The following is a 25,408-nucleotide window of genomic DNA, read 5'->3' as shown; positions in this document are numbered from 1 at the left end:
TCCCGGCTTGGGACGGGGGCCGGGTGGTCGCGGGCCCCGGGGACAGGGGATGATGGAGGCTTCGGCGTTCGGCCTGAGGCGGGCCGACACGCCGTCACCACGACCGCCAGCAGCACATGGGGGAACGTTCCGAATGACCCAGGCGCAGGGTTCCACCGGCCGCCTCCTGGCCGGCCGCTACCGGCTGAACGGCGTGCTCGGGCGCGGTGGCATGGGCACCGTCTGGCGCGCCGAGGACGAGATGCTGGGCAGGACCGTCGCGGTCAAGGAACTGCGGATGAACGCCAGCGTCGACGAGGAGGAGAAGCACCGGCTGATCGTCCGGACGCTGCGCGAGGCCAAGGCGACCGCCCGGATCCGGCACAACTCCGCCGTCACCGTCTTCGACGTGGTGGAGGAGGACGACCGGCCGTGGATCGTCATGGAGCTGGTCGAGTCCCGCTCGCTGGCCGACGTCATCCGCGAGGACGGGCCGCTCGAGCCCGCCCGCGCCGCCGAGATCGCGCTCGACGTGCTGGGCGTGCTGAGCGCCGCCCACGCGCTCGGCATCCTGCACCGCGACGTCAAGCCGTCCAACGTGCTGATCGGCGAGGACGGCCGGGTCGTGCTCACCGACTTCGGCATCGCCAGCGTCGAGGGCGACGCCTCCGTGACCTCCACCGGCATGCTCGTCGGCGCGCCCTCCTACATATCCCCCGAGCGGGCCCGCGGGCAGAAGCCCGGCCCGCCGGCCGACCTGTGGTCGCTGGGCGGAACGCTCTACGCGATGCTGGAGGGCCGCCCGCCGTACGACCGGGGTTCGGCCCTGGCCACCCTGACCGCGGTGATGACCGAGGAGCTGGCGGCCCCCGTCAACGCCGGGGCGCTGCGGCCGGTGATCGAGGGCCTGCTGGCCAAGGACCCGGCCGAGCGGCTGGACGCCTCGCAGACCCGGTCGATGCTGAAGCGGGTGGTCGCCGAGTCCACCGCGAAGGCCGAGTCGACCACCGAGCACGCGGTGCCCGTCACGGCGCCGGCGGAGGAGCCGGCCGCCGCGGCCGCGGAGCCCGAGCGGGCCGAGGAGCCCGCGGTGAAGGCCGAGGAGGTCCGCAAGCGGCCCGTCGGCGGGCTGCTGGGGACCGTCCGGGTCGGCAGCCGGGCCAAGGAGGAGAAGCCCGCGGCGGTCCTGCCGGCGCCCGTCGCCGAGCCGGCCGCGGAACCCGCGCCGACGCCTGCCGCGCCGCCCGCCGCGCCGCCGGAGACCGAGCCGATCCGGCCGGTGACCAGCGAGTGGACCCTGGGCGCGACCCAGGCGGCCGGCGCCGACCCGCGCAACGGCCGGCGGCGGCTGGCCGTCGTCACGGTGGTGCTGGTGCTGCTGCTGATCGCCGGGGTGATCGCGGTGGTCCAGGCCGTCGGCGGCGGCAAGGGCGAGTCCGCGCACGGCGCGGGCGCCACCTCGCCGGTCGTGGCCACCACGTCGGACGGGCCGGGCACCGGCGCGTCCGGCACCGGGACGGCGCCCGCCGAACCCGCGCCGGCCGGCGGCACCCAGGCCCCGGGCAGCCCCGCCCCCGGCACTCCGGCGCCCGGTACGCCGGCCGGGGAGACGCCGCCGCCCGCCACGGGCGCCACGGGCGCCGCGCCGGCCACCACGCCGTCGGCCGCCACCGCGGCGTCGACGCCCACCCCGACCCCCACGCCGACCCCGTCCGGGGCCGCCGTGCCGGCCGGTTACCACGAGTACAAGGACTCGACCGGCTTCTCGGTCGTCCTGCCGGACTGGCTGCAGCCGGCCGGCTCGGACGGCGTCCGCCGGATCTTCAAGGGCAACGGCAGCACCCTGACCATCGAGTGGACCACCACCCCCGGCCCCAGCGCCGTCGCGGACTGGCAGGAATCCGAGCCGGGACTGCGCGGCAAGGTCACCAACTACCAGCGGGTCAACCTGGCGGCGATCACCTACCGGCAGTGGACCAACGCCGCGGACTGGGAGTGGATCAGCGGCTCGCCGCGGACCCACTCGCTCAACCGCGGCTTCGTGACCGGGAACCCGGCCAAGTACGGGTACGCCATCTACTGGATCACCCCGGACGCGGACTGGGCCGCGCCGGCCAACGCCCAGGCCCGGGACACGGCCTTCGCCACCTTCCAGCCGGCGCCGTAGCCGGATCCGGCCGCCGCCGCCCGCCGCGTCGGCACCGGCAGGCCGGCGGCAGGGCCTAGGGTTCGTCTTCGGAGCCCCGCAGCCGCGGGTGTGACGACACGCGCTAGCCGATGAGGCGGGCCTTGGCCCGGGTGAACTCCTCGTCGGTGAGCGCCCCGGAGCGGTGCAGGGCGGCCAACCGTTCCAGCTGGTCGACGAGTTGCCCGCCGGCGTCGGCCTCCGCCGGGACCGGCGCGGAGGCCGCGGCCGGTACGGTGCGGGCGCGCCCGGCGGCCGCCCGGAGCTGCTCGGCGAAGACGTCGGCCTTCACCACGTCCTCGAAGCGGTGCGAGCCGGTCAGCGCGACCACCGTGAGCACGTCGCCGTTCAGCTTCGTCCGGGCCACGGTCGCGTCGGTGACCGCCGAAAGCGGAACCGGGACCGGCGGTTTGCCGTCCTTGAGGAAGAGCAGCCGGTGCGTGGTGAGGACGAGCACGCCCTTGCGGAAGTGGTCGGGATGGCGCCCGGCCGTGGAGGCGACCGGGTTCTCGCCGCCGATGACCGCCGCCTCGACCGTCCGTACGGCATCGGCCCGGTCGCTGTTGCCCGCCACCGTGAAGGCGGTGTCGATCAGATCGGTCCAGTCCATGGCTCCGAGCCTAGGGCGTGTCGCTCAGTAGGCTGACCGGTGAGCGAGAGGAACTGGCATGCGAGGCGGTCCCGGACAGTTGCTGGGCGGGCGGTACCGGCTGACGGACCGTCCGCGACCCCTGCGTGCGGTGGCGGTGGACGAGCGGACCGGGGAGTCGGTGCTGCTGCGCGGCCTCGAACTGCCCGCGCTGCTGACCGCCGGTCAGGACCCCGAGGACGAGGTGCCCGAGCAGGCCGACCGGCTGGTGCGCCGGGTGGCGGCGGTGGGGTCGGCCGCGCCGACCCGGCACCCGCGGCTGCTGCGCGGGGTCGGCGCGTTCGTCGAGGGCGACCTGCTGTGGACGGTCGAGGAACGCCCGGCCGGCCTCTCCCTGGCCGAGCTCCTCACCGCCGGACCCGTGCCGCCGTACCGCGCGGCCGAACTCGCCGCGGACCTGGCCGGCGCGCTGCGGGCCCTGCACGAGGCCGGGCTCGTCCACGGGAACCTGACCGCCGACGCGGTGCTGGTCTGCGAGGACGGCGCGGCGATGCTCGGCGGGCTGCTGTCCGGGGTGGCGGAGGAGGCGCTGGCCGAGGACCTCGGCGGCCCCGGCGGCCGCCGCCGGTACGAGGTGCGGGCCGCCCTGGTCGGCCCGGTGGCCGAGCGCTGGCCGTTGGACGGCGGCCCGGCGGGCGACTGCTGGGCGCTCGGCGTGCTGGTGCAGCGGATGGTCGGCGGCCGCTCGCCGTTCCCGGACGGCAGCGTCCCCGAGCTGGTCACGGCCGTCCGGGACGGGCGGCGCGCGCCGGTGGACGTCTGCGGGCCGCTGGCGCCGGTGGCCGAGCGGCTGCTGCAGCCCGATCCGGCGCTGAGACCGACCGCGGAGGGCGTCCGGTCGGACCTGGCGGTGCTGCTGGCGGGCGCGCCGGAGCCGGTCGACGAGGAGTCGGCCGCGCGGGCGGTGGTGCTGCGGCCGGAGGGGCCGCTGGTCCCGCTGCGGCCGCGCCGCCGCGGGCGGGGCACGGCCGACGCGCCGGCCGCCCCCGTCGCAGGGGCGGCGGGCGGCGACGGGGGCACCGCGCGGGCGGGGCGGTCGAAGCCGTCGCGGATACCCCCGGCCCTGCTGGGGCCGTTGCTGGTGGGGGGCGTTTTCCTGGTGCTGGTGCTGGGGGTCGCCGCGGTGGTGCTGTTCGCAGGCTGACGGCCCGGGAGCGTCCGGCCGCGTCGTTCCGGCGGGTGGGCGTGATTACCGGGGGCGGCACGGTACGCCTAGGGTGTGCGTGGGATTTGTTCGAACAGTGGTCTGCACCAGGCCCTCCGTCGCGGTGACGGCAGGCGGATGTGAGGGGGAGCGGTCGCCGATGGGCGTGCAGGACCGGCCGGATGCGGCCGACGCGGAGCGGCTGCTGGCCGGGCGGTACGAGCTGGGCGACCGGCTCGGCCGGGGCGGGATGGGCACCGTCTGGCGGGCCTGGGACCGGATGCTGGACCGCGAGGTCGCGGTCAAGGAGCTGACCGTCAACCACCTGCCCGAGGAGGACCTGCAGATCCTGCACGCCCGGATGAAGCGGGAGGCCAGCGCGGCCGCCCGGATCAAGCACCCCGGCGTGATCACCGTGCACGACGTGCTGGAGCAGGACGGCCGGCCGTGGATCGTGATGGAGCTGGTCGACGGCCGTTCGCTGGCCGACGTGATCAGCCAGGACGGCACCCTGCCGCCGCGCGCCGCCGCCGAGGTCGGCAGCCAGGTGCTCGCCGCGCTGCACCGAGGCCACCAGCTCGGCGTGCTGCACCGGGACGTCAAGCCGGCCAACGTGCTGCTGGAGCGGGGCACCGGGCGGGTGGTGCTGCTGGACTTCGGCATCGCCAAGTACGAGGGCTCGACCGAGCTGACCCGGCCGGGTGACCTGGTCGGCTCGCCGGACTACCTGGCGCCCGAGCGGGCCCAGGGCGAGCGGCCCGGCCCGGCCTCCGACCTGTGGGGCCTCGGGGCGACGCTGTACGCGGCGGTCGAGGGCCAGTCGCCGTTCCGCCGGGACTCGCCGATCACCACCCTGGCGGCCGTGGTCGACGAGCCGCTGCCGGAGTCGCTCCGGGCCGGGCCGCTGGGGCCGGTGCTGGCCGCGCTGATGGCCAAGGACCCGGCGGACCGCCCGAGTGCGGACGAGGCGGCCCGGATGCTCGCCGAGGTGCAGGCCGGGCACACGATCGGCCTGAAGTCGGTGGCGTCGGTGCGCACCCCCACCCAGTCGGTGCCGGTGGTGGACCGCAGCGAGCGGACGGCCCCCGAGGCTGGCGCCGAGGAGGGCACGCTGGGGAAGGACGGCGAGGAGCCGACCGAACCGCGCGGGCCGGCCGTCCTGCCGGAGGCGGTGGGGAGCGCGGCCCTCGGCACGCCGGCGCAGACCACCGGCGTCACGCCGGTGGCACACCCCGTCGCGCCCGCGCGCGGCCCGGCCAGGCGCCGCAACCTGCTGAGGGTCGCCGCCGTCGCCCTCGCCGTCGGCCTGGTGGCCGCCGGCGCGACCTTCTTCGCCACCCGGCAGGAGCCCGGCACGCCGACCGCCGACCCCACCGCGACCACCAGCCCCACGCCGACCGGCGACGCCAGCCCCGAACCGGCGGCGCCCAGCGGCTACCACTGGGTCGACGACCCGGCCGGCTTCCGCTTCCCGCTGCCCTCGGGCAATCCGGTGTGGCAGCGCACCGCCACGACCGACAACCAGATCTACTACAGCCCCGACAACAAGGTGCACTACCTGCAGTTCGCCGTCACCGTCGGGCAGTCGGTCAAGCCGCTGGACCACATGCGGCAGATGGAGACCTCCGTCTCCAGGACGCTGAAGGACTACAAGCAGCACAAGATGACCGGCGTCGCGGTGAACGGCCACGAGGCGGCCGTGTGGGAGTTCAGCTACGCCGCCAAGGAGGGCGGCCGGCGCCGGGCGGTCGAGGCCGAGTTCATCGACGACGACGGCACCAGCTACGCGATCTACTCCTCCAGCCCGGAGCGGGGCAACGAGTGGAACGAGGCCGAACAGCGGTTCAACGCGGTGCTCCACTACTTCACGCCGACCCGCTGAGGCCGGCTGAGGCCGGCTGAGGCCCGCCGCGATCCGCCGGGGCCGGCCTGCGGGCGGGCGGCGGCAGATTCTTGTTACCGACGGGTACCGATCCGGCCCCCGAACGCCTAGGCTGCGCCGTATGTCGGACCTCACAGCAGACGCAGTGGCCACCGAACACTCCGCGACCGGGAACCCGCCCGCCCCCGGCGGTGGCCGGACCGTCGCCGCGGCCGTCCCGCCGTCCCTGGTCGCCCGGCTGGCCGCCGGGGTCACCGCCACCGGCGAGCCCAGCCTGGTGGACACCGTCGCCCCGCTGACCGGTGAGCGGCTGGCCAGCCTGCCGCAGTCCACCCCGGCCGACGTCGAGGTCGCCTTCCAGCTGGCCCGCCGCGCGCAGACGGCCTGGGCCGCCCTGCCGGTGCGCCGCCGCGCGGCCGTCCTGCTGCGCTTCCACGACCTGCTGCTGCGGCGGCAGGACGAGGTGCTGGACCTCGTCCAGGCGGAGACCGGCAAGGCCCGGCTGCACGCCTTCGAGGAGGTGCTGGCCGTCGCCATGGCCGCCCGGTACTACGGGCGGACGGCGCACGCCCACCTGCGGGACAAGCGGCGGGGTGGTGCCCTGCCGGTGCTCACCCACGCCGTCGAGGCCCGTCGCCCCAAGGGCGTGATCGGCCACATCTCGCCCTGGAACTACCCGCTGGAGCTGTCCGTCGGCGACGCCCTGCCCGCCTTCGTGGCCGGCAACGCGGTGGTCAACAAGCCGGACACGCAGACCGCGCTCACCGCGCTGTGGGCCCGGGAGCTGCTCGTCGAGGCCGGGCTGCCGGCCGACCTCTGGCAGGTCGTGATCGGCGACGGGCCGGTGATCGGCCCCGCCGTCGTGGAGCACGCCGACTACGTCTCGTTCACCGGCTCCACCCGCACCGGCCGCGACGTCGCCCAGCGCGCCGCCGCCCGCCTGGTCGGCGCCTCGCTCGAGCTCGGCGGCAAGAACGCCATGCTGGTGCTCGCCGACGCCGACCTCGACCGGGCCGCCGCCGGCGCCGTCCGGGCCTGCTTCTCCTCCGCCGGGCAGCTGTGCATCTCGATCGAGCGGCTGCTGGTGCACCGGTCGGTGGCCGACGGGTTCCTGGAGCGCTTCGCCGCCCGCACCCGGGCGCTGCGCCTTGGCGGCGGCCTCGCGTACGGCGCGGACATGGGCTCGCTGGTCTCGGTCCGCCAGTTGGAGACCACCACCCGGCACGTCGAGGAGGCCGTCAAGGCGGGCGCCACCGTGCTGGCCGGCGGCCGCGCCCGGCCCGACCTCGGCCCCTTCTTCTTCGAGCCGACCATCCTCGACGGCGTGACCCCCGAGATGGCGGTCTGCGGTGAGGAGACCTTCGGCCCGGTCGTCTCCGTCTACCGCTTCGACACCGACGACGAGGCGGTGGCCGCGGCCAACTCCACGCCGTACGGGCTGAACTCCAGCGTCTGGAGCGGGGACCAGCGGCGCGGCCGGGCGGTCGCGGCCCGGTTGCGGACCGGCACGGTCAACGTCAACGAGGCCTACGCGGCGGCGTACGGCTCGGTCGCCTCGCCGATGGGAGGCATGGGGGACTCCGGGCTCGGCCGCAGGCACGGGGCCGAGGGCCTGCTGCGGTTCACCGAGGCGCAGACCATCGCGACCCAGCGGCTGATGCCGATCGCGCCCTCGTTCGGCCTGGACGACCGGCAGTTCGCCGCGGTGATGACCGGCGGGCTGCGGGCGTTGAAGGCGCTGCGGTTCAAGTAGCCGCCGGCTCCGCGGTCCGACCGGCCGCGGGCGCCGCGGTGCGGGCGGGCGGCCCCGCCGTCATGGGTTCGGGGGTGCGGCTCGTCCGCGCCCGTGGTCAGGTTCGTGTCCCGAAGGAGCAGTGGCAGATGGTGGAGTCCGGCGGTGCGGCGGAGTTCGACTACGACGTGGTCGTGGTCGGGTCCGGGTTCGGCGGCTCGGTCGCCGCGTTGCGGCTGACCGAGAAGGGCTACCGGGTCGCCGTCCTGGAGGCGGGGCGGCGCTTCGAGCGGGACGAGCTGCCCAGGAACTCCTGGGACCTGTCGAACTACCTGTGGGCGCCGCAGCTCGGCCTCTACGGAATCCAGCGGATCCACCTGCTGGCCAACGTGCTCATCCTGGCCGGCGCCGGAGTCGGCGGCGGCTCGCTGAACTACGCGAACACCCTGTACGTGCCGCCGAAGGCCTTCTTCGAGGACCGCCAGTGGAGCCACATCACCGACTGGCAGCAGGAGCTGGCGCCGTTCTACGACCAGGCGCAGCGGATGCTCGGGGTCCGGCTCAACCCGACCGTCACCCCCTCGGACGTCCACCTCAGGGCGGCCGCCGAGGAGATGGGCGTCGGCGACACCTTCCACATGGCACCGGTCGGCGTCTTCTTCGGTGACGGCGAGGACGCCGGGGGCGCGGCCAAGGCGGCGCCCGGTGACGAGGTCGCCGACCCGTACTTCGGCGGTGCCGGGCCGGCCCGCAAGGCCTGCGTCGAGTGCGGCGAGTGCATGACCGGCTGCCGGCACGGGGCCAAGAACATGCTCACCGAGAACTACCTCCACCTGGCCGAGCGCGGCGGCGCCGAGATCCACCCGCTGACCACGGTGGCCCGGATCCGCGCGCTGGGCGGCGAGGACGGGTCCGGCGGCTACGCGGTGGACGTGCGCCGCACGGACTCGCGCTCCCGCACCGACCGGGTGAAGGCGGGTGCGCGGACCATCACCGCCGCCCGGGTGGTGGTGGCGGCCGGCACGTACGGCACCCAGTCGCTGCTGCACCGGATGCGCGACGCCGGGCACCTGCCCCGGATCTCGAGCCGGCTCGGCGAGCTGACCCGCACCAATTCCGAGGCGCTGGTGGGCGCGCAGACCACCGACCGGCGCTACGGCGCCCGGGCGGACTTCACCAAGGGCGTGGCGATCACCTCGTCGATCCACCCGGACGCCAACACCCACATCGAGCCGGTCCGGTACGGCAAGGGCTCGAACGCGATGGGCGCGCTGTCGATCGCCCAGGTCAAGGGCGGCGGTCGGGGCCCGCGCTGGCTGCGCTACCTGGGGAACTCGGCGCTGCACCCGGTGACCTTCGCCCGCTCGATGAACCAGCGCCGCTGGTCCGAGAAGACGATCATCGGGCTGGTGATGCAGTCGCTGGACAACTCGATCACCGTCTCGCTGAAGAAGGACCTGCTCGGCAAGAGCCGGCTCACCTCCACCCAGGGCCACGGCGCCCCCAACCCGACCTGGATCCCCGCCGCCGAGCAGGGCGCGCAGGCGCTGGCCGCACAGATCAACGGCTTCGCGGGCAGCACCGTGGGCGAGATCTTCGACATCCCGATGACCGCCCACTTCCTCGGCGGCTGCCCGATCGGCGACGCCCCCGAGACCGGCGTGGTCGACCCGTACCACCGGCTGTACGGCTACCCCGGGATCAGCGTGGTGGACGGCTCGGCCGTCTCCGCCAACCTCGGGGTGAACCCCTCGCTGACCATCACCGCGCAGGCCGAGCGCGCCATGTCGATGTGGCCCAACAAGGGCGAGACGGACCGCCGCCCCGCCCAGGGCGAGGCCTACCTGCGGGTCACCCCGGTGGCGCCGACCCGGCCGGCCGTCCCGGAAGGGGCGTTCGGCGCGCTGCGGCTGCCGCTGCTGCCCGTCCCGGAGGTCCCGAAGAAGCAGGCCTGAGCACGCCGGACGGGCCAACCGGCAGGCCCGGGTACCCGGTTGACATCCGTTCGGATCCGATGGGATAAACGGGCTTTCTGGGCGACCAGGAACTCGTCGAGCGGGGGGAAACCGGCCCATGGCCAACTGCGCAGCGTGCGGCGCGGCATCGGTGGAGGGGGCGCCCGCGTGCGCCTCGTGCGGGCGGCCGGCGGCACCGCCGCCCCCGCCACCCGCGGCGCCCCCGGCGGCGGCCACGCCTCCCGCCGGGCCGCCTCCCGCCGGGCCGTCGACCGCCGGGATGCCTCCCGCCGGGCCGCCGGCCGCGCCCCCGGGGGTGCCGCCCGCGACGCCGCCCCGGCAGGTGTACGGACCGCCGCCCGCCGGGCCGGGGTACCCGCCCCCGCCGCCCGGCCCGCAGCCGGGCTACCCGCCGCCTGCCGGCCCGCTCACCGGCCCGCCCACGCTGGCCAGTTGGGGCGCCGGTCGGCCGTACGACCCGAAGGCCGGTCAGTCGGCCGCGCTGCGCGGACTGCTCGGCGCGGACTGGCGCCCGGCACTCGTGGCGGCCGTCGCGCCGACCCTGGTGCTGCTCCTGGCGGCTCTGGTCGCGGCCGTCCCGAGCGACTACCAGTACGCCTTCCTGTTCCGGGCGCCCGAGTTCGGCGAGCGCTACGGCGCCGCCCTGGCGATGGCGCTGAACGCGCTCGGCGCGCCGTTCCAGGTGGGCTACCACACCACGTTCACGCGCGGCGACGCCGGAGGGACGGACCTCCTGCTCCGGGTCGTCCCGATGACGGTCACGGTGCTGTGGGCGGTGGCGCTCTGGCTCGGCCTGCGGGCCGGGGCCCGGCGCCGCCGGTCCGCCGGGATCCAGCTGACCAAGGGCCAGGCGGCCGGCGAGGCGCTGCGCACCGCGGTGGTCCTGTCGGCCGTGACGGCGCTGCTCGGGCTCCTCGGCGGGACGAGCTGGCAGCCGGAGCGCGGTGGTGCCGGCTACCCCGGCGGCATCGTCGGCCGTGCTCTCGGGGCGACGTACACCATGGACTCCGGCTGGCCGGAGGCGGTCGGCTGGACCGCGCTGCTGGCCGGCCTGTTGGCCTTCGCCGTCCACGGCACCGACGCGCTGCGCTGGGCCGCCTGGCGGAGCCGGGCGGTGCGCGGCTGGGCGGTGGCCGCGCTGACCGCCGGCCAGGCGCTGGCCCTGACCCTGGGGCTGGCCTCGCTGACCGGATTCGTGCTGGTCGCCGCGAACAGCGACAAGGGCTGGCAGACCGCGGTCTCGCTGGCCTTCCTGCCGAACCTGGGCCTGGGCCTGCTCGGCCTCGGCTCGGGGGCGACGCTGCGGTTCTTCAACGGGGTGGACGGCGTCTCCTCCGGCGGCGGTGACTACGGCGACTACGGGGGCAGCCCGGACCGGACGGAGCTGTCCTTCTTCGACCTGCCCGCCCAGAGCGCCGACTGGCGCTGGACCGGCCTGCTGGCGCTCGCCGCCGCCGGGATCCTCGGCTGGTCGGCGTACCGGCGGCAGCTGGACGCGGCCGACCGGCTCCGGCTGGCGGGCGTGTACGCCGTACTGCTCGTCGCGCTGTCGGCGGCGGCCGGCGCGCTGACGACGACCACCTCCTCCTCCGCGACCGGGGGCTGGGGCACCGCCGGCCGGCAGCTGGACACGACCCGGGAGACCTCGGTCGGTCTGGTGTTCGTGAGCGTGCTGCTGGCGAGCCTGGTCTGGGCGGCCGTGGGCGCGCTGCTGGTGCCGCCGCTGCTGGCGGCCGTCCGCGGCCGGGGCGCGGCGGCCCGGTACGGGGCCGCCCCGCACGCGGCCGGACCGCTCGAGGGTGCTCCGCATGAGGGCGCTCCGCACGAGGGCGCGCCGTTCGCCGGTGCCTCGCCGGGGGTGCCGCACCTGGCCGCGCAGCCGTCCGCCCCCGCGGCGGAGGTGCGCGAGGTGATCGGCTCGTCCGACGCCCCGCCGGCCGGCCACGCCCCGCCGGCGGCGGCCGGTGAGTCGGTCGACCCGAGCGTCTGGCGCAAGCAGGACTGAGCCCCGCCGGGGCGACCTGCCGCCGGGCCCACCCGGACGGTCGGGGTGGGCCCGGCGGCCCGGACAGGGCAAAGGGCCCCGCGGGGGAACGGGGCCCTTTGTCGTTCAGCACGCGGCGTCAGGGCTGCGCCGGTGCTGGGTGGACGGCGCCGGGGGAGGAGCGCCATCCGGTCGGTCGGCTCGGGGGTGCGCCGCCGCGGCCCGGCGTGGGTGACCGGTCGTGCGGGGCGCACGAGTGCCCGGGGCGGCGGGTCGGCGCAGGTCTGCGCCGGACCTTCGCTCACGGAGCGTGAGATCTCCTCCGGGGTTGCCGCAGCGCGCGGCGACCCCGGTCGGCCCTCCGCGGTGCGCCTTCCGGCGGCCGGGAGAACCTCTTCCACGCAGCATCGTGCTGGACGAAGGGCTTGCTCTGCAACCGATTCGGCACAGTTGGGTGCAATCCACAAAGTGCGGGTACCGACCTGCGGACGCCGTGCCGGCCGGTTCCGCGGCTCCGGTCGGAGTGACGGCACCAGGCCGTCGATGATCACGGTGTGTAGTGGTGTGGGCGTTGCGGCGCACGGGGACGCGCGTAGCGGCGTGGGACGGCGGGGGTTGTGCGCCCGGGTGTGTCCGGCTCGCGCCGGGGGTGCGACGGCCGGCCCCGGGCGTCCCCGGGCCCGGCCGTCCCACCTCTCGGTCCAGTCGCGGCCGGGGTCGCTGTCCCCTGCTGTCCGGCCGCGGCACCCGCGCACGGTCCCACGGCGCCGCGCTCCCGGCGGGGCCGGGGCGGTGGCGCCACGCGCGCCGGTGGACTGGGATGAAGCTCCACGCGTGGTCCTGCAGCCCGTACGGCGGCGCCCCTGGCCGGGGCGAAGGCGGCGCGCCTGGCGGGCGCGGCGCGGTCGTACGGTCGTCAGAAGCAACGAAGCGCGGCCCCGCCCGGTCACGGTTCTTTGGACGGGCAGACGAGTGAAACCGGACAGCCCGGTAGAATCGGTGTCCAGACACCCCCACCCGTCGCCGCCGCGGCCCCCGCCGGGGAAGCGGTTCGGTGTGACACCTCTCGTACCGCTGCCGGAAGGCCGTCTGTGTCCTCTGCAATCCCCGTCCAGTCCGCGCCGGACAACGACCCCGTCCTGGTGGTCGACTTCGGTGCCCAGTACGCCCAGCTCATCGCCCGTCGGGTGCGTGAGGCGCGGGTCTACAGCGAGATCGTGCCGAGCAGCATGCCGGTCGCCGAGATGCTCGCCAAGAACCCCAAGGCGATCATCCTCTCCGGCGGTCCGTCGTCGGTCTACGAAGAGGGCGCGCCGCAGATCGACCGCGCGATCTTCGAGGCCGGTGTCCCGGTCTTCGGCATGTGCTACGGCTTCCAGCTGATGGCCAAGACCCTCGGCGGCACCGTCGACAACACCGGTGCCCGCGAGTACGGCCGCACCCCGCTGGTCGTCAGCCGCACCGGCTCGACCCTCTTCGAGGGCGTCCCGGCCCGGCACTCGGTGTGGATGTCGCACGGCGACGCCTGCTCCGCCGCCCCCGAGGGCTTCACCGTCACCGCCTCCACCGAGGTGGTCCCGGTCGCGGCCTTCGAGAACGACGAGGCCCGCCTGTACGGCGTCCAGTACCACCCCGAGGTGCTGCACTCCGACCACGGCCAGCAGATCCTCGAGCACTTCCTCTACCGCGGCGCGGGCATCGCCCCGACCTGGACCACCGGCAGCGTGGTCGAGGAGCAGGTGGCGCTGATCCGTGCCCAGGTCGGCACCAAGCGCGCGATCTGCGGCCTCTCCGGCGGCGTGGACTCCGCGGTCGCGGCCGCCCTGGTCAACAAGGCCGTCGGCGACCAGCTGACCTGCGTGTACGTCGACCACGGTCTGATGCGCAAGGGCGAGACCGAGCAGGTCGAGAAGGACTTCGTGGCGGCCACCGGCGTGCAGCTGAAGGTGGTCGACGCCGCCGAGCGCTTCCTGACCGCGCTGAAGGGGGTCACCGACCCCGAGGAGAAGCGCAAGATCATCGGCCGGGAGTTCATCCGGGTCTTCGAGCAGGCCCAGGCCGAGATCATCGCCGAGGCCGGCGAGCAGGGTGAGTCGGTCGACTTCCTGGTCCAGGGCACCCTGTACCCGGACGTGGTGGAGTCCGGTGGCGGCACCGGCACCGCCAACATCAAGTCCCACCACAACGTCGGCGGCCTGCCCGAGGACCTGCAGTTCCAGCTGGTCGAGCCGCTGCGCAAGCTGTTCAAGGACGAGGTCCGGATGGTCGGCCAGGAGCTGGGCCTGCCGGAGGAGATCGTCCAGCGCCAGCCGTTCCCGGGCCCGGGTCTGGGCATCCGGATCGTCGGCGAGGTCACCCAGGAGCGGCTCGACCTGCTCCGCGAGGCCGACGCGATCGCCCGCGAGGAGCTGACCGCGGCCGGTCTGGACCGGGAGATCTGGCAGTGCCCGGTCGTGCTGCTGGCCGACGTGCGCAGCGTCGGCGTGCAGGGCGACGGCCGCACCTACGGTCACCCGATCGTGCTGCGCCCGGTCTCGTCCGAGGACGCCATGACCGCGGACTGGTCGCGCCTGCCGTACGACGTGCTGGCCCGGATCTCCACCCGGATCACCAACGAGGTCCGCGACGTGAACCGCGTCGTCGTCGACGTCACCAGCAAGCCGCCGGGCACCATCGAGTGGGAGTAGCCACTCCCGCCGGACGCTGAGCCGGTGCTGAACGGCCGCGCCGTCGTTCCCGTATACAGGGGAGCGGCGGCGCGGCCGTTCGCGGTGGGGCTTCCGCCCACCGGGTGGGCCCTCCCACCGAAAGCGATCGGGACCGGGCAGAATGCGGACCGGACCTGTCAGGACGTGGCAGGCCGCGAGGGAAGGTGTGACGGATGTCGGAGGCCAGCAACTCCGTGGCGGTCGACGGGGGAGCGGCCGGTCGGGCCGACCGGGCGGCGCAGCGGCGGGCGTTCGCGTCCCGGTACGCGCTGCTGCCGCTGCGCCTCTTCCTCGGCGTCACGTTCGTGTACGCCGCCCTCGACAAGCTCTCCGACGGGCACTACCTGGCCGGCTCCGGCGACCCGGCCTCGTTCGTCTCGCAGACCCAGGCCGTCAGGGCCGGCAGCCCGATCTCCTTCCTGCTCGGCCCCGCCCTGGACGCCCCGACCCTGTTCGCGCTCGCCATCGCCTTCGGCGAGCTGGCGGTCGGCCTCGGCACCCTGCTCGGCCTCTGGGGCCGGGTCGCGGCGCTCGGCGGCGCGCTGATCAACCTGAGCCTCTGGCTGACCGTCAGCTGGAGCGTCTCCCCGTACTACCTGGGCAACGACCTCGCCTACCTGATGGCCTGGACCCCGCTGCTGCTGGCCGGCACCCCGTACCTGTCGGTGGACGGCTACCTGGCCGCCCGGGCCGGCCGGGACCGGGCGCGCGGCCTCGCCGAGGACCGGGTCAAGCGCCGGGCCCTGGTGGACGGCGGGATCGCCGCCGTCGCGATCGGCGGCGCCGGGCTGCTCACCGGCTCGCTCACCCGGACCTTCGGCCGGGGCGGGAAGTCCGCGGCCAAGCAGTCCGCGGCCCCGGTCAGCTCCGCCCCGGCCCCCGCCGGGCCGGCCCCCTCGGTGCCCGCCGCGAGCGTGCCGGTCGGCGGCTCGGCCCAGGTCAAGGACCCGGCCACCGGTGACGCCGTCTACATCGTGCAGCCCAAGGCCGGCCAGTACTGCGGCCTCTCCTCGGTGTGCACCCACTCCGGCTGCGCGGTCGACGCCCCGAAGAACGGCCAGCTGTACTGCCCCTGCCACGGCTCCCGGTTCGACGCCGCCACCGGCGCGGTGGTCAACGGCCCGGCGGTGAAGCCGCTGCCGAGGTACGGCGTGACCAAGGACGGCGACCAGCTGAAGCTCGGTCCGCTGCAGAGCTGACCGCTCCGCCCGTCGCCACGGTCACCCGCCGTCGCGTTCGCCGCCGTCGCCGCGGTTGCGCCGGGCGACCGCGGCGACGGCGCCGACCAGGCCGCCGAGGCCGAGCACGAGGAAGGTGACCGGGATGACGATCCGGCCGTTCACGGTCTGGTCGTTGAGCGCCGCGACCAGGTAGAGCACGGCGATCGTGGTGAACAGTCCGCCCGCGATCAGCGAGAACGGGTCGAGCCGGTGCTTCCTCACTGCTGGACCTCCACCTTGATGTTGCCGAGGCCGACCGAGAGTTCCAGGTCGATCGTGCCCTTGGACGCCTGACCGCCGACGGGTTGCAGCAGGTAGGTGTGGCGACCGGTGCCGTCGTCGCGGCCGCCCGGGACGGAGACGTTGCCGAGGCCCGTCCGGGTCACCAGGTTCACCGTCGCGTCCGGCGGCAGCACCACGGTCAGTTCGCCGACGCCCAGCTCGGCGCGGCTGGTGAGGGTCGCGCCGGTGGTGTCCAGCGCGCTCAGGTCGAGGTGGAGCTCGCCGGCGCCGAGGGTGTACTTGGGCGCCAGGTCGGTCGTCGCGGTGACGGTGAAGTCGCGCCGCCCGACCGCGTCGCGCACGGAGTCCGGGGAGTGGCCGACGAAGGTCAGCGCCAGGGTGATCAGCAGGCCGATCGCCGCGAGCTTGCGGGCCCGGCCGAACTTCGCGCCGAGCAGCAGGGTCAGACCGACCACCAGCAGCGCGGTGGCCAGCACCGTCGTGCTCAGCACGCCGAGATCGGTGTGGCCGACCGAGGCGGACCAGACCGCGGCGCCCGCGCCGATCGCCAGCAGCAGGCCGAAGAACCCCAGCGCGGAGCGCTCCCGCGGGTGCCGGACGGCGGCGGGCCGCGGCCGGCGGGGCGGGCCGTCCTTGCGCAGCGGATCGCCCTCGGGCAGGTCGGCGCGCTGCCACCAGGGCTGGGCCGGGCCGCCGGCGGGCGGCACCGGGGTGCCGTACGGCGGGGTGCCGGTGCCGCCGTAGGGGTTGCGGTCGGGGTGGCGCGGGTCCCACAGGTAGCCGCTCGGGCCGGGGGCCGGGGAGTCGGCGGGCACCGTGCCGGCGGCCTGCGCGGCGGCGTGCCGGGCGCGGGCGGCCGCGTCCTCCTCCGGCCGGGACCAGGGGTGGCCGCCCTGGTCGTCCTCGGGGAAGTGCCGGTCGTACGGGCCGCCGCGGCGGCGTCCGCGCACCCGGCCGCGGCGCCGCTCGGGGTCGTAGCGCACCGCCAGGAAGACCAGGCCGGCGAGCAGCAGCAGCGGGAAGAGCTGGCCGTCGTCGCCCATCGAGGAGAAGAACACCCCGGTGCCGATCACGGTCAGCAGCACCGCGCCGACCGACTGGCCGTCCACCCGGCCGGTGAGCACCCGCTGGAGTTCGGTGCGCCCCTGCCGGTCCTCGCCCCGGCCGTCCGGCACCGGCTCGGTCGGGACGACCAGCCAGGCCAGGCCGTACAGGAAGAGCCCGAGGCCGCCGGAGAGGCAGAGCACCACGATGACGACCCGGAAGACCACCGGGTCGATGTCCAGGTGCCGTCCGAGACCGCCGCAGACACCGGCCACCACGCGGTGGTGCCGTGCCCTGGTCAGCGGCGGGCGGTCCGGTTCCGGCGGGGCGGCGGGCCCGGCCTCCTCGATGCGGTGGTCCTCGGTCATGGGCACCATCCTCCCGGCTGGGCCCGGCCCGCCCAACCGGTGGGAGCCCTGTCCGTACCCTGACCCGTCCCTGAGAAGGGCTTAGGGACACACCCTGATGCGCCCGCGTGCGCGAGCGTGGAACCATCGGTGCCGTGGCAGCACCCGGTACCGATCCCCGACCCCTCGCCCCCGACACCGCGTCGGCGGGCACCGACCCGAGCGTGCCCGACGGCGGGCGGCCGCCCTACCGACGGCTCTACCGCAGCCCGCAGGGACGGATGCTCGGCGGTGTGGCGCACGGCCTCGCGGTGCACCTCGGGCTGCCGGTGCGGTGGGTCCGGCTGGCGTTCGTGCTGCTGTTCTTCGCGCAGGGCATCGGCGCCCTGCTGTACGCGGCGTTCTGGTTCGTGGTGCCGATCGGCATCGGCGAGCCGGCGCAGCGCGGCGGCGCGCACTGGGTGTACGTCAACGGCGGCTTCGTCCCGACCGGCCAGGGGCAGCAGCAGGGCGGGGCGCTGACCAAGGGCGGCCGCGGCGGCTGGCTCGGCCGGCTGCGCGAGCTGCTGCAGCACGCGCTGCAGGGCGAACCGGCCGCGCCGGCCGCGGAGGGGGAGGGCGCCGCGCCCGGCGGCCGCCCCGGTCAGGGCGGGCTCGGCCAGCTCGCCGCCCTGGTGATCACGGTGATCGGCCTGATCGCGCTGCTGAACGTGCTGGGCGTGCAGACCGCCAAGCCGTACACCTGGCCGCTGCTCGCGATCGGCGTCGGCGTCGCGCTGGTCTGGCGGCAGGCCGACGACTCGCGCTGGCAGCGCTGGTTCGGCCTGGAGGAGGGCGACCGGCGCCGCGGCGCCTACACCCGGGTCGGCGTCGGCGTGCTGCTCGTGGTGGGCGGCACCATCGCCTTCCTCGCCGTGCAGGGCAGCGGCTCGACCCTCGGGTCGGTCGTCGAGGCCTCGCTCGCGGTGCTCGCAGGGGTGCTGGTCCTGCTCGGCCCGTACGGGCTGCGCCTGTGGCAGGACCTCGGCGCCGAGCGCACCGCCCGCATCCGGGCCCAGGAGCGGGCCGAGATCGCCGCGCACGTGCACGACTCGGTGCTGCACACCCTGACCCTGATCCAGCGTCGGGCCGAGGACCCCAAGGAGGTGCTGCGGCTGGCCCGCGCCCAGGAGCGCGAGCTGCGGCTCTGGCTGTACCGCCCGGAGGCCGCCGCGGAGGCCGCCCCGGACACCATGGCGGAGAGCCTGCGGGCCGTCGTGGCGGAGGTGGAGGACCGGCACGGCGTCCCGGTCGAGCTGGTGATCGTCGGCGACTGCCCGATGGACGAGCGGATCGCGGCACAGATGCAGGCCGCGAGGGAGGCGACCGTCAACGCGGCCAAGTACGGTGGCGGGGGACCGGTCCAGGTCTACGCCGAGGTCGAGGGGAGGACCGTGATGGTGTTCGTCCGCGACCACGGCCCCGGCTTCGACCCCGACACGGTGCCGGAGGACCGGATGGGCGTACGGGAGTCGATCATCGGCCGGATGAAGCGCAACGGCGGCACCGCACGGGTGCGGCCCGCGCCGGACGGCGGGACCGAGGTCGAGCTGGAGATGGAGAGAACGAATGACTGAGGCAGCTCCGGAGCGCACGGCGAGGGTCGTCCTGGTGGACGACCACCGGATGTTCCGGACGGGGGTCAGGGCCGAGATCGGCCGCACCGACGTGACCGGCATCGACGTGGTCGGCGAGGCCGACGACGTGGAGTCGGCGGTCCGGGTCGTCGCCGAGACCAGGCCGGACGTGGTGCTGCTCGACGTCCACCTGCCCGGCGGCGGCGGCGTCGAGGTGCTGCGCCGCTCGGCCGGGCTGATGGGCGAGGCGGGGGGAGCGGTCAAGTTCCTGGCGCTGTCGGTGTCGGACGCCGCCGAGGACGTCATCGGCGTCATCCGCGGCGGTGCCCGCGGCTACGTCACCAAGACCATCACCGGGACCGACCTGGTCAACGCGGTCTTCCGGATCGCGGACGGCGACGCGGTGTTCTCGCCGCGGCTGGCCGGCTTCGTGCTGGACGCCTTCGCCGCGACGGACACCCCGCCGGTCGACGAGGACCTGGACCGGCTCACCCAGCGCGAGCGCGAGGTCCTGCGCCTGATCGCGCGCGGGTACGCCTACAAGGAGATCGCCAAGCAGCTGTTCATCTCGGTGAAGACGGTGGAGAGCCACGTCTCCGCCGTGCTGCGGAAGCTGCAGCTCAGCAACCGGCACGAGCTGACCCGCTGGGCCACCGCCCGCCGCCTGGTCTGAGCCCGCACCCGGGCCCCGTCGAGCCCGCCCGGCCCGTTCCGTACGGGCCGGGCGGGCTTGTCGGTGGGTGGCCATAGACTCGGAGTGCCATGAGTAGCCTCTTTGACGACCTCCCGCTCCCCGGTTTCGAGGCCCCCGCCGCCGGGTCGAAGCAGCCCGCCGCACCCATCGACGAGGAGCCTCCGCCGTACGAGGGCGACGTCCCGTACGACGCCTACGAGGAGGCGATCCCGGACGGCTTGTTCCACACCGACCACGCCGCCGAGGCCGAGCGGGACGCCTGGTACCGCAACGGCGCCGCCCGCCCGGTGGTGGACCCGGCGCAGCTGCTGGAGGGCATGAACGACCCGCAGCGCGAGGCGGTGCTGCACGCGGGTTCGCCGCTGCTCATCGTGGCCGGCGCCGGCTCCGGCAAGACCCGGGTGCTGACCCACCGGATCGCCCACCTGCTCGGCGCCCGCGGCGTGCAGCCCGGCGAGATCCTGGCCATCACCTTCACCAACAAGGCCGCCGGCGAGATGCGCGAGCGCGTCGAGGCCCTGGTCGGCCCGCGGGCCCGGGCGATGTGGGTCTCCACCTTCCACAGCGCGTGCGTGCGGATCCTGCGCCGCGAGTCCAAGCTGCTGGGCTTCACCTCCAGCTTCTCGATCTACGACTCGGCCGACTCGCAGCGCCTGATGTCGCTGGTCTGCCGCGACCTCGACCTGGACCCGAAGCAGTTCCCGCCGAAGTCCTTCACGGCGAAGGTCAGCAACCTCAAGAACGAGCTGATCGACGAGGAGACCTTCGCCGACCAGGCCGCCAACCCGATGGAGAAGAAGCTCGCCGAGGCGTACGCCCTCTACCAGCGGCGGCTGCGCGAGGCCAACGCGCTGGACTTCGACGACATCATCATGACGACGGTGAACCTGCTGCAGGCCTTCCCCGACGTCGCGGAGCACTACCGGCGGCGGTTCCGGCACATCCTCGTCGACGAGTACCAGGACACCAACCACGCCCAGTACATGCTGGTCCGGGAGCTGAGCGGGGGCTCCGTCGCCGCCGCGCCCAGGCGCACCGTCGACGGGGACTTCGTGAACCCGGCCGCCGCCCACCTCGCCGAGGTGCCGCCCGCCGAGCTGTGCGTGGTCGGTGACGCGGACCAGTCGATCTACGCCTTCCGCGGCGCGACGATCCGCAACATCCTCCAGTTCGAGGAGGACTACCCGAACGCGACCACGATCCTGCTGGAGCAGAACTACCGCTCCACGCAGACCATCCTGAGCGCCGCCAACTCCGTCATCGAGCGCAACGCCAACCGGCGCGAGAAGAAGCTCTGGACGGCCGGCGAGCACGGCGAGAAGGTCGTCGGCTACGTCGCGGACGACGAGCACGGCGAGGCCCAGTTCATCGCCGACGAGATCGACCGGCTCACCGACGCGGGCGACGCCAAGCCCGGCGACGTCGCGATCTTCTACCGGACCAACGCCCAGTCCCGCGTGTTCGAGGAGGTGTTCATCCGGGTCGGCCTGCCGTACAAGGTGGTCGGCGGGGTGCGCTTCTACGAGCGCAAGGAGGTCCGGGACGTCCTGGCGTACCTGCGGGTGCTCTCCAACCCGGAGGACACCGTGCCGCTGCGCCGGATCCTCAACGTGCCCAAGCGCGGCATCGGCGAGCGGGCCGAGGCGATGATCGACGCGCTGGCCGCGCGGGAGCGGATCTCCTTCGCCCAGGCGCTGCTGCGGGTCGACGAGGCGTACGGGATGGCCGCGCGCTCGGCCAACGCGGTGAAGAAGTTCAACGTGCTGCTGGCCGGTCTGCGGCAGGTCGTCGAGTCGGGCGCCGGCCCGGCCGCGGTGCTGGAGGCCGTCCTGGAGGAGACCGGCTACCTCGCCGAGCTCCAGGCCTCCACCGACCCGCAGGACGAGACCAGGGTGGAGAACCTCCAGGAGCTCGCCTCGGTGGCGCTGGAGTACGAGCAGGACCCGGGCGAGCGGCCGGACGCCGGCGAGGACGGCGCGCCGCCGGTCGGCTCGCTCGCCGACTTCCTGGAGCGGGTCGCGCTGGTCGCCGACTCCGACCAGATCCCGGACGAGGACGAGGAGGGCCGGGGCGTCATCACGATGATGACCCTGCACACCGCCAAGGGCCTGGAGTTCCCGGTGGTCTTCCTGACCGGCATGGAGGACGGCATCTTCCCGCACATGCGGGCGCTCAACCAGGTCAAGGAGCTGGAGGAGGAGCGGCGGCTCGCCTACGTGGGGCTCACCCGCGCGCGGGAGCGGCTCTACCTGACCCGCTCGGTGCTGCGCAGCGCCTGGGGGCAGCCCGCCTACAACCCGGCCTCGCGGTTCCTGGAGGAGATCCCGGACACCCTGGTGGAGTGGAAGCGGACGGGCGCGGCGCAGGCACCGGCCGCACGCGGCTTCTCCTCGGGCTCGTCCTGGGGCAGGTCCTCGTCCGGGGGCGGGGGGCAGCGCTCCTCCGCGTCCGCCTCGGCCGCCCCGAAGGCGGGCTGGGGGCAGTCGGCGCGGCGCGGCGGCAAGGTCGTCGAGCGGGACGTCGTCTCGCTGGCGGTCGGGGACCGCGTCACCCACGACACCTTCGGGCTGGGCACGGTGGTGGGCGTCACCGGTGTCGGCGACCGGGCCCAGGCCACCGTCGACTTCGGCACGGAGGGGCGCAAGCAGCTGCTGCTGCGGTACGCACCGGTGGAGAAGCTCTGACCCCCGGGCCGGGCGCCGGGCAGGGGCCGGCGGGGGCCGGTCCCAGCAGGGGTCCGGCCTGGCGGGGGTCCGGTCCTAGCGGGGGTCCAGTCCGTTCGAGAGGAACCACGGCAGCGGGTCGACCGGCCCGCTGCCGGCCGGGCGGATCTCGAAGTGCAGGTGCGGCCCGGTGCTGTTGCCGCTGCTGCCGACGAAGGCGATCACGTCGCCCTGCTTCACCGGGCCCTTGCGGACCTTGTACGCCCGCAGGTGGCAGTACCAGGCCTCGGTGCCGTCGGGCATCTTCAGTATCGACATGTAGCCGTACGACGGGTTCCACTGCGTGCGGATGGTGCCGTCCGTGACGGCCACGACCTGGGTGCCGCCGTCCACCGGGAAGTCGATGCCGGTGTGGCGGTTCGCCCAGTGGGTGCCCGCCTCGCCGAACAGCTCGCCGAGGCCGTGCTGGGCGACCGGCATGACCACCTTGGGCTGGGCGGGTTCGGCGGTCGGCTGGGCGGTCGGGGTGGCGCCGGGGGCCGTGGCATCGGTGGGCTGGGCGCCGGACAGCGGCTGCCGGGCGTCGCCGCGGGAGGCCTGGGCCTGGTCGCCGACGGCGAGCGCCTGCTGCGCGGACGCCTTCGCGGCCGTGGCGGCCGTGCCGTCCGGGGCGTCGGCCGCCGTCGACTGCGGGGGGACCCGGCCGGCCGCCTGCGCGCGCTGGTCGGCCTCGCCCTGCACGGTGACCGCCGCGGCGGCGGCGGCGACCCCGAGCGCGGCCACCGACGGCAGCGCGACCCGCAGCAACGCCGTCCGGGTGGCGGCCCGGGCGGCGCCGCGGCGCTGGGCGCGGGACTGCTCGCGGGCCGCGAGGCGCAGCTCCGCACGGGTCGGGCGGGCTGCTTCGGGAGCCATCGGGGGCTGCCTCCTCGGTGGGCCTCGGGCGCGTCGTCGGGCGTGGGGGAAAACCGGGGGGAAAACAGCCGAGACTGTAGTCGCAAGGCCGACGCCCCCGAAAAACCAGCGCTTGTCAAGGGGTCGGCCGGGGGTCCGTGCGGACGGCGGCGGACGGGTATACCCACTGGTAGCAAGGCCGGTGGCTTGTGACTTTGCCCTCCTCTTGGGGGGTGGCACGACCAACGGGGCCGGGTGGCGCTAACCTCCCCTCAGGTTGGTTATTGACCGTTAACCGAGCCCGCGGCCCACGAGGTCCGGTCGGACGGTGGACGACGATGTCCAGGAGGCAGTCATGAGTGTGTCGGGGCCGATCCGTGTGGTGGTCGCCAAGCCGGGGCTCGACGGTCACGACCGTGGCGCCAAGGTCATTGCGCGCGCCCTGCGCGACGCCGGTATGGAGGTCATCTACACCGGGCTGCACCAGACGCCCGAGCAGGTCGTCGACACCGCGATCCAGGAGGACGCGGACGGCATCGGGCTGTCGATCCTGTCCGGCGCCCACATGACGCTGTGCGCGCGGGTGCTGGAGCTGCTGAAGGAGCGCGACGCCGAGGACATCAAGGTGTTCTGCGGCGGAATCATCCCGGACGAGGACATCGCCGAGCTCAAGGCCATGGGCGTCGCCGACATCTTCACCCCGGGCACGCCCACCCGGGACGTCGTCGCCTGGGTCGAGGCCAACCTGCGGGCGGCCGGCTGAGGCCCGCCCCTCCCCCGAAGCGGTAGCGCGCACGGCCGAGCGGGCCGCCCCCTCCGGAGGGGGCGGCCCGCTCCGCCGCGTCAGCCGCCGAGTTCGGCGAGCATCGCCGCCCGGAAGCGCAGGGTCCCGGCCAGCCGGGCGAAGGTCTCCGACCACGCGGAGTCCGGGGCGGCCCCGGCGGCCAGCTCCTCCACGGCGGCCGCCGTCTCCGGGGCGAGCGCCCGCTCCGTCATCCCGAGCACCCCGCTGTGGCTCCACGGGTACGCGCCCGAGCCGGCGGCCCGGGCCAGGGCCGTCACCACGGCGGTGGACAGCGGCGGCGTCCACGGGGTGGCGCAGGCGCCCAGCAGCTGGAAGGCCTCGCCGAGGCCGTGCACCTCGATGAACGCGGCCGTCCAGGCGGCCCGCTCCCCGGGCGGGAGGACGGCCAGCAGCTTGGCCGGGGCACCGGTGGCGCGCGGCGCGCGGGGCCGTCCGGAGCCGCGGACGGGCGGGGCGGGGGCGGGGCCGAGCAGCGCCCGGGCCCAGTCGGCGTCGTGCTGGCGGACGGCGGCCCGCGCCCAGGCCTCCCGCAGGTCGTCGGCCCAGCTGCTGCTGGTCTCGTCGATGCTGTCGCCGACCCGCAGGGCGAGCAGCTGCTCCGGGGTCAGACCGGTGCTGCGGGGCCAGGTGGCGAGCGGCGCGGCGGCGACCACCTCGCCGAACCACCAGGCCCGCTCGCCGCGCCCGGTGGGGGAGGTGGGCGCGATGCCGTCGCGCTGCATGGCCGCGTCGCACTCGGCGGGCGGGGTGACCAGCAGGTGCGTGCCGGCGTCGGCGAGGCGGACGGCGGCCAGCGCGCGCTCGGCCATCCGGTGGGCCAGGGCCGAGCCGGGCAGGGTGGAGAGCAGCTCGGCGGCCGTGGCGCGGACGTTCTTGCTGCGGTCCCCGAGGGCGGCCTCCAGGAACGGTTCGTCGGCGGCGGAGAGGCCGTCCTGCAGGGCGTCCAGGAAGAGCAGGCGGTCCTCGGCGCGCTCGGTGGGCCAGGTGCCGCTCAGCAGTTCCAGACCGGCCGCCGGGTCCCGGCGGCGCAGCAGGGTGAGGTGGGTGACCCGTTCGGCGAACAGGCCCTCGTGCCACAGGTGGTGGTCGACGGGCTGCCCGGGCCGTCCGGCCGGATCGCCCGCGGTGCGCAGCACGAACCGCCAGTCGGGGTTCTGCTCGGCCAGCCAGCGGCCCAGCGGGCCGGCCAACGCGACCGCGTCGGGGCGCAGTTCGCTGCGGGCCCGGGCGGCGTCGAGCAGGCCGGGTACCAGGGCGCCGGGCGGCCGCAGGCCCCGGGCGCGCGCGGTGGCGAGCCACTGCGGGAGCAGTTCGGCCAGGTTGGCCAGGGTGCTGCCGCCGGTGCCGCCGGAGCGGCCGGCCAGCAGCACGGCGAGCCGGCGGGCGGCCGGCTCGGGCAGCACCGGGCGCCGGTCCTCCGGCGCGGGCGGGCCGGGCGGGCCGGCGGCTGGCACGGGCAGGGCGCCGGCCCGGCGGCGGACGGTGGCGAGCGCGGCCAGCTCCAGCAGGGCGGTGGCCGGGTCGGACCGGTCGACCTCGTCGGCGAGCGGCAGCGCGGCGGCCGGGAGCGGGCGGCGGTCGGTGCCGAGCAGCGCGGTGGTGTGCAGGGTCTCCCACGGGTCCTGGGTGGTCGTCATGTCCGT

Annotated in this window: 17 protein-coding genes; 12 read left to right on the top strand and 5 right to left on the bottom strand. The window is 75.3% G+C overall.

The features are described from left to right. Nucleotides 1–133 precede the first annotated feature (133 nt). The gene (locus ACIA8Q_RS08815) at nucleotides 134–2,146 is read left to right on the top strand and encodes a serine/threonine-protein kinase (RefSeq protein ID WP_396316931.1); all 2,013 of its coding nucleotides are present in this window, start codon (nucleotides 134–136) and stop codon (nucleotides 2,144–2,146) included. 103 nt (nucleotides 2,147–2,249) lie between these two features. Here ACIA8Q_RS08815 and ACIA8Q_RS08810 read toward each other — a convergent pair whose 3' ends face one another. Further along, nucleotides 2,250–2,774, bottom strand: coding sequence for an SHOCT domain-containing protein (locus ACIA8Q_RS08810; RefSeq protein ID WP_396316930.1), 525 nt, complete (start codon nucleotides 2,772–2,774; stop codon nucleotides 2,250–2,252). A 58-nt stretch (nucleotides 2,775–2,832) separates the two neighbouring features. On the opposite strand from ACIA8Q_RS08810, the gene ACIA8Q_RS08805 reads away from it, so the two are divergent. From ACIA8Q_RS08805 to ACIA8Q_RS08775, 7 genes are all read left to right on the top strand, one after another. After that, nucleotides 2,833–3,957: a protein kinase gene (locus ACIA8Q_RS08805; RefSeq protein ID WP_396316929.1), complete on the top strand. Its 1,125-nt coding sequence runs from the start codon at nucleotides 2,833–2,835 to the stop codon at nucleotides 3,955–3,957. Nucleotides 3,958–4,117: 160 nt separating this feature from the next. Next, the gene (locus tag ACIA8Q_RS08800; RefSeq protein WP_360209005.1) at nucleotides 4,118–5,839 is read left to right on the top strand and encodes a protein kinase; all 1,722 of its coding nucleotides are present in this window, start codon (nucleotides 4,118–4,120) and stop codon (nucleotides 5,837–5,839) included. A 121-nt stretch (nucleotides 5,840–5,960) separates the two neighbouring features. After that, a complete protein-coding gene (locus ACIA8Q_RS08795) occupies nucleotides 5,961–7,592 on the top strand; it encodes a succinic semialdehyde dehydrogenase (RefSeq protein ID WP_360209002.1) in 1,632 nt (543 codons plus the stop codon). A gap of 128 nt (nucleotides 7,593–7,720) precedes the next feature. Continuing rightward, on the top strand, nucleotides 7,721–9,526 hold the full coding sequence (locus tag ACIA8Q_RS08790; RefSeq protein ID WP_360209000.1) for a GMC family oxidoreductase: 1,806 nt from the start codon (nucleotides 7,721–7,723) through the stop codon (nucleotides 9,524–9,526). Nucleotides 9,527–9,869: 343 nt separating this feature from the next. Then, nucleotides 9,870–11,552: a hypothetical protein gene (locus ACIA8Q_RS08785; protein ID WP_396316928.1), complete on the top strand. Its 1,683-nt coding sequence runs from the start codon at nucleotides 9,870–9,872 to the stop codon at nucleotides 11,550–11,552. Between the two features lie 1,070 nt (nucleotides 11,553–12,622). Beyond that, nucleotides 12,623–14,218, top strand: a complete 1,596-nt coding sequence (guaA, locus tag ACIA8Q_RS08780; protein WP_360208994.1) for a glutamine-hydrolyzing GMP synthase — start codon at nucleotides 12,623–12,625, stop codon at nucleotides 14,216–14,218. A gap of 194 nt (nucleotides 14,219–14,412) precedes the next feature. Further along, nucleotides 14,413–15,438 (top strand): Rieske 2Fe-2S domain-containing protein, encoded by a 1,026-nt coding sequence (locus ACIA8Q_RS08775; protein ID WP_396316927.1) that lies wholly within the window; start codon nucleotides 14,413–14,415, stop codon nucleotides 15,436–15,438. A gap of 21 nt (nucleotides 15,439–15,459) precedes the next feature. Here the strand turns inward: ACIA8Q_RS08775 and ACIA8Q_RS08770 are convergent, their stop codons facing one another. Together ACIA8Q_RS08770 and ACIA8Q_RS08765 are read right to left on the bottom strand one after the other, a co-directional pair. Then, the gene (locus ACIA8Q_RS08770) at nucleotides 15,460–15,681 is read right to left on the bottom strand and encodes a hypothetical protein (RefSeq protein ID WP_387901165.1); all 222 of its coding nucleotides are present in this window, start codon (nucleotides 15,679–15,681) and stop codon (nucleotides 15,460–15,462) included. Continuing rightward, nucleotides 15,678–17,114, bottom strand: a complete 1,437-nt coding sequence (locus ACIA8Q_RS08765) for a PspC domain-containing protein (protein ID WP_396316926.1) — start codon at nucleotides 17,112–17,114, stop codon at nucleotides 15,678–15,680. Before ACIA8Q_RS08765 ends, ACIA8Q_RS08770 begins: the two co-directional genes overlap by 4 nt. A 260-nt stretch (nucleotides 17,115–17,374) precedes the next feature. Between ACIA8Q_RS08765 and ACIA8Q_RS08760 the strand changes: the two genes are divergently transcribed. From ACIA8Q_RS08760 to pcrA, 3 genes are all read left to right on the top strand, one after another. Then, complete coding sequence (locus ACIA8Q_RS08760) at nucleotides 17,375–18,709, top strand: PspC domain-containing protein (RefSeq protein WP_387901313.1); 1,335 nt, start codon at nucleotides 17,375–17,377, stop codon at nucleotides 18,707–18,709. After that, on the top strand, nucleotides 18,702–19,382 hold the full coding sequence (locus ACIA8Q_RS08755; RefSeq protein ID WP_360208987.1) for a response regulator transcription factor: 681 nt from the start codon (nucleotides 18,702–18,704) through the stop codon (nucleotides 19,380–19,382). The genes ACIA8Q_RS08760 and ACIA8Q_RS08755 overlap by 8 nt, the downstream gene beginning before the upstream one ends. Before the next feature lie 89 nt (nucleotides 19,383–19,471). Next, complete coding sequence (pcrA, locus tag ACIA8Q_RS08750) at nucleotides 19,472–22,087, top strand: DNA helicase PcrA (protein ID WP_360208984.1); 2,616 nt, start codon at nucleotides 19,472–19,474, stop codon at nucleotides 22,085–22,087. Nucleotides 22,088–22,162: 75 nt separating this feature from the next. Here pcrA and ACIA8Q_RS08745 read toward each other — a convergent pair whose 3' ends face one another. Then, nucleotides 22,163–22,981 (bottom strand): M23 family metallopeptidase, encoded by an 819-nt coding sequence (locus ACIA8Q_RS08745; RefSeq protein WP_387901173.1) that lies wholly within the window; start codon nucleotides 22,979–22,981, stop codon nucleotides 22,163–22,165. Between the two features lie 334 nt (nucleotides 22,982–23,315). Here ACIA8Q_RS08745 and ACIA8Q_RS08740 point away from each other — a divergent pair, with 334 nt between their 5' ends. Then, nucleotides 23,316–23,723 (top strand): cobalamin B12-binding domain-containing protein, encoded by a 408-nt coding sequence (locus ACIA8Q_RS08740; protein WP_350503520.1) that lies wholly within the window; start codon nucleotides 23,316–23,318, stop codon nucleotides 23,721–23,723. A gap of 80 nt (nucleotides 23,724–23,803) precedes the next feature. On the opposite strand, the gene ACIA8Q_RS08735 is transcribed toward ACIA8Q_RS08740, so the two are convergent. Next, nucleotides 23,804–25,402 carry a DUF5691 domain-containing protein gene (locus tag ACIA8Q_RS08735; RefSeq protein ID WP_360208979.1) on the bottom strand — a complete coding sequence of 533 codons (1,599 nt, stop codon included), beginning with the start codon at nucleotides 25,400–25,402 and terminating at the stop codon, nucleotides 23,804–23,806. Nucleotides 25,403–25,408 lie beyond the last annotated feature (6 nt).

Origin of the sequence: Kitasatospora sp. NPDC051705 (assembly GCF_044453265.1) — a bacterium.
Lineage (GTDB): Bacteria > Actinomycetota > Actinomycetes > Streptomycetales > Streptomycetaceae > Kitasatospora.
The sequence above is the reverse complement of the archived record's forward strand: the minus strand, read 5'-3'. Positions and strand labels throughout refer to the sequence as shown.